The sequence below is a fragment of the Flavobacterium erigeronis genome (assembly GCF_054075165.1).
Map to the genome: position 1 here is coordinate 35624 of NZ_JBSKGP010000002.1, position 14627 is coordinate 50250.

Sequence of the window (14627 nt, forward strand, 5' to 3'; positions counted from 1 at the left end):
ATTCCAGCTTTATCAATTTGTTAGCTTTGAAATTAAAAATTACAAAAGAATAAAAATCCAAAAAAAATAAAATTCCAAATTCCAATTGAGTCTAGCAATTGGAATTTGGAATTTAAAAAGTTGGAGTTTTCTATATATTTATTCCTGTCCCAAGTTTCTTAATTGTTTCAGTTTGTCTTTCCAAACATCAAGGCTTTCTTTGTGAATAGCGATGTTTTTGCGTACTTCTGTAACAATCGAATTTTCTTTTTTAGCGTTTTTAGTATTGGTAAAGAACTGAATGTTATTTTCTAATTGGAAAATTTCATTTTGAACTTCTTCAATCTTACGCATAATAAAGATCTTTTCATTGTCTAGTTTACGTGTATCATTGCTGTCAGACAAAGAATCAATGCGGTTAGCAAAACGCATCATTTCAGATTCTTTTTTGCTTAGACTCAATTTTTCAAAAAGAGCATCCAATATTTTATTGAATTTTCCTTCGATATGTCTTCTCGAGAAAGGAACTTTTCCAAATCCTTTCCAAGTTTCAATATGTGCTTTTATGGCATCTAAATCTGTTTTGTGATCTCCAGTTAGCTGGAAAGCTCTTAATACATCTAGATATGCTTTTTTGTTGTCAAAAGCGGCAACTTCTTCACCGTTTTCCTCCGATTTATGCTCTTTTAGCTTATCGAAATAATGGTTGCAGGCATCCTTAAATTCTTTCCAGATTTTGTCTGAATATTTTTTAGGAACGTGTCCAATCTGTTTCCATTCTTCCTGGATCTGTTTCATTATAGGAGTTGTAGCTGCAAAATCAGTGCTTTCCTGTAATTCTTTTGCTTTTGCAACAAGAGCCAGTTTTTTATTTAGATTATCGTTTTGATCTTTTTTGATATCCTTATAGAAAGAATTTTTGAAAGCGTTAAAATTTCTAACCGAAGTTTTAAATGCTGCCCAAGTTTCTTCATTTACTTCAGAAGGCACTTTTCCAGCTGCAAAAAACTCATTTCTTAAGTCTTCCACTTTCTGAATCTGAACCAACCATTGCGAGTGAGAATTTACTTTTTCGCTTCCAAGCACCTCGATTTTTGCAATAATCTCTTTTTTAACTTCAAGATTTTTTTGCTCGTTTGCTCTTTGGCTTTCAAATAAAAGCTCTCTTTTATCGTGTATTTTCTTTGTCAGTTCGCTAAATTGATTCCAGATGGTGTCACGGTGTTCCTTAGAAACAGGTCCGATCTCTTCTTTCCAGATTCTGTGTAAATCCTGTAACTCACGGAAAGATTTGTTTACATCGGCATCATTTACCAATTCTTCAACGCGAGCAATGATTTTTTGCTTTAATTCTAAATTATGTTTAAAATCTAAATCTCTAGCCTCACGGTCTAAGTGAAGATAATCATAGAAATTTTCAACGTGAAAATGGTAATTATTCCAAACGTGATTGTATTTATCTTTCGGGATTGCTCCAGCATTTTTCCATCTTTCTCTTAATTCATTAAAGTGTTTAAGAGTGTCTTTAATATTTTCCTGCGGATTAATTAATTCCTTTAATTCTTCAACAATAGCCAAGCGATTTTCTAAATTGCTTTTTAGATTTGTTTGTAAATGTTTAAAATGAGCATTTCTTTTGTCTCTAAAAACATTATAGTATTCGTCAAATTTTGATTTTAAAGGAAGATGATATTCAAATTCTTCATTAGGATCTGGATTAGAAGCTAAAAATTCTTCTTTTTTCTCTTCAATCAGGTGATGATATTGCAACAAGAAAGCTTTTTTGATTTCTTCAATATGATCTTTTACAGACATTACTTTATCTGTATTAACCAATTTTTTAAGTTCATCAACAAGAGCATCTAGCGAAAATGTGTTGTAATCCTGCATAGGAATGTCATGACGTTCCTTCAGCGTTTCGTCTTCGCTTTCAGCAGCATTTGAATTGGTAATAACGTCCAATGCTTCTTGATGAGCATTTTCTTGTTCTTCTAATTCATTTTCAGTTTCTGATACTTGGTCTTCTGTCAAAGTTTCAGAATCTGAGATTTCAATTGCTTCATTTGTTACAGAATCATTTATTTCGATTCCAGATTTTCCGTCTGCGTCAAGCAGGTTATCATTCTTTTCTTCTAACATCTTTAAAATGTATAAGGTTTTTATTTTAAACAGTGCGAAAGATAGTAAAGGTGTTTCTAAATACAAAATAAATCCTTTGTTTATGCTCTTTTTACGATCAAATTCTTATTATTTAGAGCCTTTTGAAAATAGGTCGCACAATTTTTAAACGATTTATTATTATAAATTTAAATTTTAGAATCGCCGTTTTTTTAGATAATGTGTTTTAATATCGCAAAAGATATAGTGTTTAAATGGTTTTAATGAAATTCAGAATAAAACTAAAAGCCCCGCTTCAATACCGAAATTGTACGTTTTCTGGCCTCCAAAAGCAGCACTTGGATGAATGTACACTAAATTGTTTGGTGTAATTTTTCGTCCAAATTCAAGAAAAGCATTATTCTGAAAACCTTGCAAAACATCATTATACCGAAATGCCGCATCTGCTGCAATCCAGTTTTTTCCAAAAAAGAATAAAACGACATTTTCAAAAACCGTAACACTTATATCGCTTCGGCTATCAGCTCCGGCAAAACTTCCTTGATATTCTAAGGTGGATAGCCATAAAAACTTTTTCTTGTAAAAATACTTTCCGTAAATCACCGCTGGCATAGCGACCCATTTGCCAGATCCAAAATTCGGATCGGCTGCGGTATTAGCATAAACTCTCGTGCGTAGCGCAATTCCGTTATTGTTTTTCATGTACGGAATATAACTTACTCCCATACCCACATCGCCTATAGCCGTTTTATTAATCGAATTGGTACTGGCGGAAATCAGCGGAAGATCAAAACGTAAATTCCAAGCTTTGTTGCCTATAGGAAGTAAAACACGAACTTGGGTGGTGTTAAAAGAACCGTTGTCGGTATCTAGATATTCATCAAAAAAAATGATTGTTTTGAGAAAATAATGGTAGCGTGGTTCTGAGAATGGACCACTTCTAGCGATAGTATCCTGCGCCGTGAGTTGGCAGGTAATCAAAAAAAATAAAATGCTAAGTATTTGTATTTTTGTCATAACTACCTATTAATAAGTAGTTTAAAAATACAAAAAATACATTAACATTTTATTTTTTGCTATTTATTTTATTTGTTCCAGATTTTCCAAGCTTTTTCAGCCTGAAAAATAAGCATGTCGTGTCCGTTTTTAATTACAGCTCCCTGTTCTTTTGCTTTTCGTAAGAAAGTAGTTTCTGCTGGATTATAGATTAAATCGTATGCAATATGTTTTTCGGTAAAAAACTCATAAGGCAAGTTTGGACAAGCTTCAATATTCGGACTTGTTCCAACTGGCGTGCAATTGATTATAATTTGAAAATTATCAAATGTAGTGGCATTAATCAAATCGTAATCGATTATGTTTTCTTTGGCTTCTCTCGAAACAAAAGTGTACGGGATACCCAATTCATCCAAAGCAAAAGCAACGCCTTTAGAAGCTCCGCCTGTACCTAAAATAAGAGCCTTTTTATGATGCGGTTCTAATAATGGTTCTAGAGATTTTTTAAATCCGTAATAATCGGTATTGTATCCCTTCAATTTACCATTTTTAGTAAATTTAATAGTGTTGACAGCGCCAATTAGAGTGGCTTTTTTTGATAGTTTATCTAGAAAAGGAATAACTTGTTCTTTGTACGGAATGGTAACATTTAATCCTTTTAAATCAGGATTGTTTTTAATTAATTCTGTAAAATAATTAATCTCAGAAATGTCAAAATTCTCATAGCTGTTTCCAGCAAAAACTTCATTGTTAAACTTCTCTGTAAAATAACCTTTTGAAAAAGAGTAGCTTATGTTGCGTCCTAATAATCCAAAACGTCTTCTTAATAAAATATCAACCATTCTTATTTACGATGTTTTTCTATATAATTTTTTACTGTTTTTTTTGCCCAAACTACCGGAAACAAATCCTCAATTAAGATATAATTGTCAAAGTTTAGACGTAAACCATTGCTCAAGTGAAATTTAGCTTTTGTATTGTCTTGAATCATAAAATACAATCCAGCCAAACGATATTCGATTTCATTTTCTTCTGGGAAATATTCTGTCGCTTGCAATAAAGTTTGGATAGCCGTTTCAAATTCTCCTAAAAACTGAAGAATATCAACCCAGAATAACCAAGTGTCTAGTGCGTAATCGCCAAATTCAACCGCTTTTCTAAAGCCAAATTCGGCTTCTTCAAAGAAATTCATTTGTTTGTTGATGGTCGCATATCTTTTCCAATACAAACGATTCTGATTGTCAATCGCCAAAGCTTTATTTACAAAAAACAATGCTTTTTGATAGTTTTTCTGTCGAAGGTGAAAATCGGTAATTGCAATCCAGCCTTTGTCTAAAAGCGGATCCTCGTGAACCGTTTGGTTATAGTATTGAATCGCTTTCGCTAAATTTCCAAGTTTTTCATAACATTTACCAATTCGAAGAAGCGCATACGAGGTCGCATCGTCTAATTCGATAGTTCTGTTATAACTTTCAATTGCTTCATTGTATTTTTTCAAACGCTCATAAGCTTTCGCCTTTTCCATGAAAGCGCCCAAAAATTCATCATCAATCAGCGTTGCATAATCAAACGCGCGAATTGCATTTTCATACTCTTTTACGCCATAATGAAGACGTCCAAGCTGATGCCACGCAATTTCGCTATAAGGATTTCTGTTAATGTATTCGTTTAAATAAACAATAGCCTCCTGATTTTGATCTAAAAATTCAAAACAATACACTACGTTATAAAGTGCAGATTGGTCTTCTAAATCTTCTTCAAGACATTTAATGAAATTTTCTTTTGCCAATTCAAGATTATCCATAAAAAGATATTCCATACCAATCAAATTGTATACATCAGCATAATCATCAGTATACTGAAGTGCAATTTTTAACAGTTCAACTGCTTTTTCGTGCTGGTCTCTTTTAGAACAGATATTGGCTTTTTGGATGTAGATTTCCTCATTGTTGGGTTCAATTGCATACAACTCATTCAAAAGCTTTTCAGCGATGTCGAGTTTATCATCATAAACTAGCATTTCTACTTGTACTAATTTTAAGCCTGTAGATTTTGGATGCTGGTCTAATGCAAGTTTTAAGGCCTTTTTTGCTAAATTAGCCTTACCTATGTCTAAATAATGGAGAATTATTTCTTCGAATTCTTCAGAATCAAAAAAGAGTACTTTGTTGGTTTTTAACATCGACTCAAATTTGGATAGGGATAGGTTATAATCTTCTTCTTCGTTGCTTAATTGCATACTTCGTATATTTGAAATTAGCCTGTTATAAATTTAGGCAACCATATAATTGTTGTAAGGATAAGAAATTAATTGTTTTGAACAATTTAATTAACAATATATGGCGTTTTTTATTCTATTTTGGGAAGAAATATTCCTTATTACTAAGGGATTAACTTCGGTTTTGTCATTTTTTTAATGGTGTCGAAAAACTTTATCGAAATACAGATAGACCGTTAATTTCTGTCGCTGCTTATTGAAATAGCTTTCGAAAATATTTTAAAAAGAACTTTTTTAGCTGTTCTTCTTTTTCATTATTTCATCCATAACGTCTAAAATAATCGCGCAACCTTCTCTAATTTCGTCTTCAGAAATAGTCAGAGGAGGTGTAATTCGTATCGCGCATCCTTCAAATAAAAGCCAAAATAAAATAAGTCCTCTGTCTTGACAGGTTAAAATGACTTCGTTTGTAATATCTGCCGATTCTGTCATCGCGGCAAGCATTAATCCTTTTCCTCTAACTTCTGTAATCAAAGGATGTACCAAAAGCGATCTGAAGAGTTTTTCCTTTTCAAGCGTTTCTGCCATTAAATTTGTTTCAGTTAATTCTTGCAAAGTAGCCAAACAAGCTGACGCAATGACAGGATGACCTCCAAAAGTCGTAATATGTCCTAATTTCGGATTTTCAGTTAAAAGATCCATTTTTTCGGCAGAAGCAGTAAACGCTCCAACTGGCATTCCGCCACCCATTCCTTTACCCATAACAACGATGTCTGGGACAACATCATAATTTTGGAAACCAAAAAGTTTTCCTGTTCTTCCAAAACCAGGCTGGATTTCATCAACAATCATTAAAGCTCCAACCTCATCACAGCGTTTGCGAATTTTTTCCAAGAAATTGTTTTCTGGCTGAATAAATCCAGCTCCGCCTTGAATGGTTTCTAAAAGAATCGCTGCGGTTCGAGTGGTTATTTTTTGTAAATCTTCTTCGTTATTGAATGTGATAAAATCAACATCAGGAAGCAAAGGCCTGAAAGCTTGTTTTCGTTCTTCAAATCCCATAACGCTCATAGATCCCATTGTGTTTCCGTGATAAGCGTTGTGGCAAGAAATAAGCTGGCTGCGGCCTGTAACTCGTTTTGCCAGTTTTAGCGAGCCTTCAATAGCTTCTGTACCAGAATTGACCAAATAAGTTTTGTTTAAAGATTCTGGAAGGAGAGAGGCCATTAATTTGCAATATTGAACGGCTGGACTTTGAGAATATTCTCCGTAAACCATTACGTGCGAATATTTGTCCAATTGATCTTTTATCGCCTGATTGACTCTCGGATGTTGATGTCCTAAAGTGCAAGCCGAAACTCCAGCAACAAAATCTAAATATTTTTTATCGTTGGTGTCGTATATGTAAGAGCCAATAGCATGAGAAACCTCCATTCCGAGTGGGTAAGGAGAAGTTTGTGCTTGGTATTTTATAAAATCTGGATTCATTTCTTTTTAAGGTTCAAAGGTGCAAAGATACTGAGGTTTTAAGGTTTTAGTGTTATGCTTAAGTTAGGATTGCTAAGACTGAATGCTGAGCACTTTTGAGCTGAACACTAAAAAAAAAACTGACCACTGACCACTATTTTTTACTTTTAACAGTGGGGTTTTTCTTGTCGTAATTCAACGTTTCCTTCCTGACTTTTAGCGGAATGTTTTTACCTTTTTCTTCCTGTTCTTTTCCTTCTTTAATCAGTTTTTCATTCAGTTCGTTATCTTCGTCGGTAAAAATATCATCTTTCGACTTTATTCTTTCAGCGCCTCTCCAGTTCATTCCTCGCAGTTTTCGGGCATTTTCTGGAAGTTCATCTTCAGGAAAAATATCTCCATCAACTTTATTGAAGAAAGTAATGGTTTCTATAGCATTGTTTTCCAAGATCATATTGATTTTACTGCTGACATTTTTATTGATTCCGATCAATTCATTGGTGTCATTTCTCATATAATAAATGACCTCAGTATTTTTAATTACATCAACATCATGAAGCTTTCCGTCCCGAAATTTTCCAAACAGATTGAGTCCCTTGACCTGATTATAACCGGTACCGAGCGTATCCTTGGAGAGAACAAAAGTATTGTTGAGGACTTTTAAAGAGTCAATTTTTCTTGTTTTATTGTCGCCAATTAAGTGCATTACGTCGCCAGTAATTTGGTTTTCACCATTCCACAAAATCGGATTTCCGATCAATTTTGTCAAAGCAGATTTAGAATCCGAATGTATAGAATCGCACTTACCGCTCATATCCGTTTTATAAAAACGAACATTGTTAAAGGCGCGCAGAATTCGTTCGCCTTCTTTTCCTGTTACCATTAATTTTTTTCCGTGAATGTAAACCGAATCATTTTCAACCAAATTGATCGCTACCGCTCTTTTGGTTACAAACATCGAATCTTTCAATTTATAAAGCTCAGCATAATGTCCTTTGACAATTCCTTTATTGATCGAATCGGTGATTTTTACATTTCGCGTAGCCGATGCAAATTCAATATTTCGATTGTAATATAAACTGTCGCCTTCTATAAGTCGGTCGTCGTATTTGATATAAGATCTTCGCAGAAAGTGCGCTAAATTTTTCTTTGTATCGTAAAAGCCTTTTTCGGTATAGATATAATTTGCTTTACTGGTAATTGTTGAAGGGCCAAGAAGATACGTATGCCCAGAATTACTGTAATAATCCAAATGATTGGATTTAATCACGTATTTCGGATTGGTAATAGTAACTTCAGTCAAAAACTGGAATTTCTTTTCTTTTACGTAATACCTTCCAGATTTACTTACCAAAGTATTGTCTTTGTTCACAATTGTCCCTTTGGTATTGTAAAATGCTTCCTGGATATTTCGATCAAAATTAATGGTATCGGTACGCAAAGTGGCATCTGGAGAAGTCAGAACGGCATCTCCTTTAGCAAAAGCTTTTTTTTCATTACCGCTATATTCGGCATATTTACTATTTAAGAATAAAGTATCTCCCTGTACTAATTGTACATTTCCGAATGCTTTCAGATAATTTTCTTTTTGAAAAAAATAGGCTTTGTTGCAAGTTAAGACTACACCATCGTGATTTACTTTTACATTTCCTGTAAGCAAAAGCGCATCTGGAACATTAACCTGATCCACATCAGAAAAGTCAGCATTCTCGATGACGATAGTTTTAGGAGTTTGAGCCGTTTTTTTGGCTTGCGCAGCAATAAATTGGACGCTAAGAAACAGACAGCAAAATATGAAAAAGAGTGATTTCTTCAACTGATTAAATTTTTGTCAAATTTATAAAAAAGGTTAGAACCTATGGCTGATATTAGGATTAATTTATAATAACTCGCCAACACTTCGATTAACCAGTTCGCTATTATTTATTTTTTCAACAAAACATTGAACTCACACGTTGTAGTTGCGATATTTTGGATTTAAAACACAGCATTTTGAAAAGAGAATGACCTGAATTTTAAAAAATGAATTACATTTAGAAATTAGTTTAATGTCTTTTGCAGATAAAATTTAAAATCTAAAGAAGAATAGCCCAAAAATATATGATAAGTAAAAAAATAATTGCAGCCGGGATTACATTAACGGTACTATTTTCGGCCTGTAAAACAAAAGATTTAAAAATGAGTACAGCAAAAGAATCTGCTGCAACGGAGAAAAAAGTTGTAGTTTATCAAGTTTTTACGCGCCTTTTTGGAAATAAAAATATAGCTAACAAACCGTGGGGAACAATTGAAGAAAATGGCGTAGGGAAGTTTAATGATTTTACAGATAAAGCTTTACACGAAATAAAAGATTTAGGTGTCAATTATGTTTGGTACACTGGTGTACCACATCATGCTTTGGTACGCGATTATACGGCGTACGGAATTTCTAATGATGATCCAGAAGTGGTAAAAGGTCGTGCCGGTTCTCCGTATGCCGTAAAAGATTACTATAACGTAAATCCAGATTTGGCGGTAGATCCATCAAAACGATTAGAAGAATTTGAGGCTTTAATAAAACGTACTCATGCCGCAGGTTTAAAAGTGATTACTGATATTGTTCCGAATCATATTGCGAGAAAATACGAAGGAAAATCAAATCCTGCTGGTGTAAAAGATTTTGGTGCAGATGATGATGTTACTGTCGAATACAAACGAGATAATAATTTCTATTATATTCCGAATCAACATTTTGAAATTCCTGATGGAGACATTCCTTTAAACGGAGAAAAAAATCCATTGATTGATGGGAAATTTGATGAAAATCCGGCAAAATGGACTGGAAATGGTTCGCGAAAATTCAAGCCAGACCAAAACGATTGGTACGAAACGGTAAAAGTAAATTATGGAGTGCGCCCAGACGGAACTAAAGATTTTCCTGAACTTCCGGCTGGTTTTGACCAGAAATCGTATCAAGAGCATTTTGCTTTTTGGCAGGATAAAGACGTGCCAGATTCTTGGAAAAAGTTTAAAGGCATTGCCTTGTATTGGATTTCAAAAGGTGTTGATGGATTCCGCTATGATATGGCCGAAATGGTTCCGTATGAATTCTGGAGTTATATGAACTCTTCAATTAAAATGAAAAATCCGAATGCGTTTTTACTGGCAGAAGTGTATAATCCGAATGAATACCGCAATTACATTCGTTTAGGAAAAATGGATTACTTATACGATAAAGTGGAAACTTATGATAAGTTGAAAGATATCATTCGTGGAAAATCTTCGCCTGACGAATTAACAAAAATCCAGAACGGAATGGCCGATATTGAGCATCATATGCTTCATTTTCTGGACAATCACGACGAACAGCGTTTAGTAAGTCCAGAATTTGCAGGAACGCCAGAAAGAGGAAAACCTTTAATGGTGGTTTCGGCAACCATAAGCACTTCGCCAACAATGATTTATTTCGGACAGGAAGTAGGAGAGGCCGGAAATGAAGATGCAGGTTTCGGAAAACGCTCAAGAACGTCAATTTTTGATTATATCGGAGTTCCAAACCACCAACGCTGGATGAATGATGGTAAATTTGATGGAGGACAGCTTTCTGATTCAGAAAAACAGCTTCGTGATTTCTATAAGCGTTTATTGAATTTCACAATTAAAAGCGATGCTTTAATGGGGAATTTCCAAGAGATTCAATCTGTTAACCGTGAGAATCAAGCGTATGATCCGTTGCTATATTCTTTTGTTCGCTGGTCAGATCATCAGAAATTGATTGTTGTTGCTAATTTTTCTTCTGAAAAAGAAAGTGAATTTGAATTGAAAATTCCTTCTGAAGTAATTTCAAAATGGAATCTAAAAGACGGTTCTTATGTTTTAGTAGATAAACTGTATCTGCAAAATAAAACTTATTTGAATGTAAAGAATGGAGAAGGAGTGGCTCAAGTAAAAGTAAAGCCTTCTGAATCTTTGATTTTCGAAGTAAACTAGATTTTCTAACACATAGAAACATAGTTTAGCAAAATTATAAAAGGCGTTTCACTAGTTTTAAAAACACATAGTTTGTCTATGTGTGGAAACTAGTTTCTTTTGTATCCTTTTTTTGCACAAAAAACCTATGTTTCTATGTGTTTAATCTTTTTTTAAATCTTTTTAAGCAGAGAAATAATTTCTTTAATTGAAAATGTAGCGCCACATACAAATTCATCTGAAGCACCATAATAAACAGTTAAAGTGTCTCCGTCAGGCTCAAGGATATGTCCATTGGTGAAAACTACATTTCCAAAAAAGCCGCTTAATTCATATCCTGTTTGAGGTATCATAATTGGCTCAATTGTTCTAGAAATTACTTTCGTAGGATTATCAAGTTCCATTAAAAATGCTCCCAGACAATACTGATGAGCATCATTTGCTCCATGATAAATTTCAAGCCAGCCTAATTCTGTTTTTATTGGTGCAGCTCCAGCACCAACTCTTTTACTGTCCCAGCTATCTTTTCTGGTTTTGATAATGCATTTGTGATTTCCCCAATGAATGCCATCTGGAGACGAAGCAATCCAAATATAATTACCGCCAAGGTCAACACTGCTCGGGCGATGTAAGGCGTAAAACAAACCGTTTATTTTTTCTTCAAAAATGGCACAGTCTTTATTATGAGGTGGTAATATCATTCCGTGTTTTTGAAAATTCTTCCAATCGGTTGTGGTTCGTAAACCAACGCCAACACCATTGTCCGAAACAGAAGTAAAAGTTAGATAATACTTACCCTCAATTAAAGAAACGCGGCAATCTTCAATTCCAAAAGTTTCCAATATTCCTTCACCAACCAAATGCGGGTAATTTTCGGGTTCATAAAACTGTTTTCCGTCTTCGCTGCACAGTAATCTAATATGAGATAAAGTCGTTAAGTAATCAAGTCCCTGATAATTTATAACACGTGCATCTGTAGCAATAAGTTCAGGATGATTTTTTAAAATTTCGATAATCTGAATTGCTCCAGTTTCTGTTAATACAGGGAAAGAAATAATGTCTTCAATTTGTTTCGGTCTTTCGGCAACTCGCACAGCCAGCCAGATTTTGTTTTGAAACTGAAATACTCCAGGATTTAATAAACAGGTAATTTCCAGTCCTTCTCTGCTTGGCGGTAGATCTGAAGGCGATAAAAGTGGATTTTCTATAAAACGTGTTGCTATATCTTTCATATCTCTTTGTTGTTGTTTCTGAGATAATTAAGGTATAAAAAAAAGCTGATACAGAATTCTATATCAGCTTTTTTGTTTTATACTTTTTTAACCTTTTTGAGAGCTTCGACGTAATATTCGTTTACTTTTTCCCAATTGATATGATTGTAAAAAGCATCAATATAACTGCCTTTTCGGTTTTGATAATCTAAATAATAAGCATGTTCCCAAAGATCAATTCCCATAATTGGAGTTCCCGGAATCAAAGCATTTTTCATTAAAGGATTGTCTTGATCATTTGTCGTAGTAATTTGCAATTTACCATATCGGTCTACAACAAGCCAAACCCATCCAGAACCAAACTGTTTCTCTGACTGCGCTTTAAACTGATTGGTTAGGTTGTTAAAAGAACCAAATTCTTTAGCAATTGAGCCAGCCAGCGTATCTTTTGGAGTTTGTTCTTTTGGAGTCAGAATATTAAAATAAAGCGTATGATTGTAATAACCGCCAGCATTCTGACGAAGCTTTGCATTACTTAAATCCATCTTTTTTAAAATATCCTCAATCGGCATATTTTCATATTCAGTCGATACAATCTCTTTGTTGAAATTGTTGGTGTACGACAAATAATGTTTCGAATAATGTGTTTCTAAGGTCAAAGTTCTGATGTCTGGAGCAAGCGCATCATAATTAAATGGCAATTTTGTCATTTCAAAAGAGCCAGGATCAGCTTTGACATCATTTGGCGATCCGATAGTGATTTTCTCTTCTTTTGTTGGAAGAGGAACCTCAACTACTTCAACAAGCTTGTCTTCTTTACAGGAAAATAATAGTAAAAATGAAGCTAAAGTGCTAAAAAGAACAACGTTTTTCTTCATAATGTTTTTATTTTGATGTTAATGAATTGATGATTTCGATATAATGTTCTTTGGCTTCGTCAACAGACATATGGCTAATTTGCATCCAAGCATTGGTTTTAAAAGCGTCTCTTAAATCAAAATTTTCAGATTGATTGTAAACAGCTGTTCCAAAAGTTGCCTGTTTGTAAAAAGCGTAAAGTCTTAACTGCACATCTTGAGGCAGAGAAGCCTGAGTCATTGTCATTGCAATTTCTACAGCTTTAGCAAAGCGAATATCTAAATCTTTTTCAGCCATTTATGCTTTTGTAGCAATAATTGTTTTTCCACCAATCGCTTTCTGGTTTAACTCCACATTGATTGGCGTACCTAAAGGTAAAAATAAATCTACTCTTGATCCAAATTTAATGAAACCAGCATCTGTTCCTTGAACAACCTGCATTCCTTCTTTAGCGTAATTTACAATTCTACGAGCCAATGCTCCTGCAATTTGTCTGTATAAAATAGCACCGAAAGTTTCGTTTTCGATTACAACTGTAGTTCTTTCGTTTTCCTCGCTTGCTTTTGGATGCCAAGCAACCAAGAATTTACCAGGATGGTATTTGCTAAATTTGATGATACCATCCATTGCGTAACGCGTAACGTGCACATTGATTGGCGACATAAAAATAGAAACCTGTAAACGTTTATCTTTAAAATATTCTCCTTCATATACTTCTTCAATAACCACCACTTTTCCATCAACAGGAGCAAGGATATGATCGCTGTTTCTAACTGCAATTCTCTTCGGATTTCTGAAGAATTGTAAAATAATAATTAAAATTACAACCGCTGCGAATTGAACAAGCATTCTCAGCCAGGCAATATCAATGAATTTATCAGCAATTAAAAGTACAGCTACTGTAAATACAGTACCTAGTAAAATGGACGGGCCTCCTTCTTTATGAAACATAATATAAAATTTGATAAAATAAAAATATAATTGGTGCTACAAATATAACACTATCTAATCGATCTAGAATACCTCCGTGGCCTGGCATGATCGAACCGCTGTCTTTTATGCCGGCAATTCGCTTAAATTTAGATTCTATTAAATCTCCAATAGTTCCAAAAATGCTTACGATTATAGCAATGGTAGTCCAAATTATGATAGACATGTTGCTAAATTCAGGCTTAGGCTGAATGTAGAGTTTAGAAATCAGGAAACCAGCAAATGCAGCAAAAACAGCACCACCAATAAATCCTTCAATTGTCTTTTTAGGAGAAACACGCTCAAATAATTTGTGTTTTCCCATTGATTTTCCAACCAAATAAGCAAAAGTATCATTGGTCCATATTAAGATAAACAGACCTAAGATAATCTTCGGATTGTAGTCGTTTGTTCCAAAAGAAATTTTTACAATAAATACAAAAGGAAGTGTAATATATCCAAGCAGATATAAATATTTTGAAGAAGTGCTTACTTTTTGAACTGAATCATAAAATAAGAATATAATACATTTTATAGAAACTACAAGTGTAACGGCCAGAAGAACTAAATCCAGCTGTTTGATGTTGGTTTCTAAACTAATATTTGAGTTAAGAGTATCGTTTAAAAATTTAGTTGTCTGTTTGTTGTAATGGCTTACAAGAATAATCGACGAATAAACTAAAGTTCCAAATAGAATCGAAAACACTTTGTTTAAATTTACAATATTAGAAAATTCGTATATCGTAATAATCAGGAAAACGCCAAAAAGGGTAATGAAGCTTTCTGTAGAAAACAATATCGAAGTTAATAATAAAGCGATATAAACAGCACCAGAAATGGTTCTCTTCAGTGTTTCGTTCATC

The 14627-nt window shown here is 33.9% G+C and carries 12 protein-coding genes; 1 reads left to right on the plus strand and 11 read right to left on the minus strand.

Annotated features, from left to right (window positions below; all coding sequences use genetic code 11):
- Positions 1-138: 138 nt before the first annotated feature.
- From ACWA1F_RS04210 to ACWA1F_RS04235, 6 genes are all read right to left on the minus strand, one after another.
- Positions 139-2118, minus strand: a complete 1980-nt coding sequence (locus ACWA1F_RS04210) for a DUF349 domain-containing protein (protein WP_456891870.1) — start codon at positions 2116-2118, stop codon at positions 139-141.
- Between the two features lie 249 nt (positions 2119-2367).
- A complete protein-coding gene (locus ACWA1F_RS04215; RefSeq protein ID WP_456891872.1) occupies positions 2368-3114 on the minus strand; it encodes a lipid A phosphoethanolamine transferase in 747 nt (248 codons plus the stop codon).
- Positions 3115-3182: 68 nt separating this feature from the next.
- Complete coding sequence (locus ACWA1F_RS04220; RefSeq protein ID WP_456891874.1) at positions 3183-3935, minus strand: shikimate dehydrogenase family protein; 753 nt, start codon at positions 3933-3935, stop codon at positions 3183-3185.
- Positions 3936-3937: 2 nt separating this feature from the next.
- The gene (locus ACWA1F_RS04225) at positions 3938-5332 is read right to left on the minus strand and encodes a tetratricopeptide repeat protein (RefSeq protein WP_306157494.1); all 1395 of its coding nucleotides are present in this window, start codon (positions 5330-5332) and stop codon (positions 3938-3940) included.
- 273 nt (positions 5333-5605) lie between these two features.
- The gene (locus ACWA1F_RS04230) at positions 5606-6799 is read right to left on the minus strand and encodes an aspartate aminotransferase family protein (RefSeq protein WP_456891876.1); all 1194 of its coding nucleotides are present in this window, start codon (positions 6797-6799) and stop codon (positions 5606-5608) included.
- A 133-nt stretch (positions 6800-6932) separates the two neighbouring features.
- The gene (locus tag ACWA1F_RS04235) at positions 6933-8594 is read right to left on the minus strand and encodes an OstA-like protein (RefSeq protein WP_456891878.1); all 1662 of its coding nucleotides are present in this window, start codon (positions 8592-8594) and stop codon (positions 6933-6935) included.
- Positions 8595-8878: 284 nt separating this feature from the next.
- Between ACWA1F_RS04235 and ACWA1F_RS04240 the strand changes: the two genes are divergently transcribed.
- Positions 8879-10747 carry an alpha-amylase family protein gene (locus tag ACWA1F_RS04240; protein ID WP_456891880.1) on the plus strand — a complete coding sequence of 623 codons (1869 nt, stop codon included), beginning with the start codon at positions 8879-8881 and terminating at the stop codon, positions 10745-10747.
- Between the two features lie 152 nt (positions 10748-10899).
- On the opposite strand, the gene ACWA1F_RS04245 is transcribed toward ACWA1F_RS04240, so the two are convergent.
- The 5 genes from ACWA1F_RS04245 to ACWA1F_RS04265 all read right to left on the minus strand — a co-directional run bounded on the left by ACWA1F_RS04245 (position 10900) and on the right by ACWA1F_RS04265 (position 14626).
- Positions 10900-11958, minus strand: coding sequence for a glycoside hydrolase family 130 protein (locus ACWA1F_RS04245; RefSeq protein ID WP_456891882.1), 1059 nt, complete (start codon positions 11956-11958; stop codon positions 10900-10902).
- Positions 11959-12035: 77 nt separating this feature from the next.
- Positions 12036-12815: a superoxide dismutase gene (locus ACWA1F_RS04250; protein WP_456891884.1), complete on the minus strand. Its 780-nt coding sequence runs from the start codon at positions 12813-12815 to the stop codon at positions 12036-12038.
- A 7-nt stretch (positions 12816-12822) separates the two neighbouring features.
- Positions 12823-13092 carry an acyl-CoA-binding protein gene (locus tag ACWA1F_RS04255; protein WP_306157506.1) on the minus strand — a complete coding sequence of 90 codons (270 nt, stop codon included), beginning with the start codon at positions 13090-13092 and terminating at the stop codon, positions 12823-12825.
- Positions 13093-13746 carry a phosphatidylserine decarboxylase family protein gene (locus ACWA1F_RS04260; RefSeq protein ID WP_306157507.1) on the minus strand — a complete coding sequence of 218 codons (654 nt, stop codon included), beginning with the start codon at positions 13744-13746 and terminating at the stop codon, positions 13093-13095.
- A complete protein-coding gene (locus ACWA1F_RS04265; RefSeq protein ID WP_456891886.1) occupies positions 13736-14626 on the minus strand; it encodes a phosphatidate cytidylyltransferase in 891 nt (296 codons plus the stop codon). The genes ACWA1F_RS04260 and ACWA1F_RS04265 overlap by 11 nt, the downstream gene beginning before the upstream one ends.
- Position 14627: the final 1 nt, after the last annotated feature.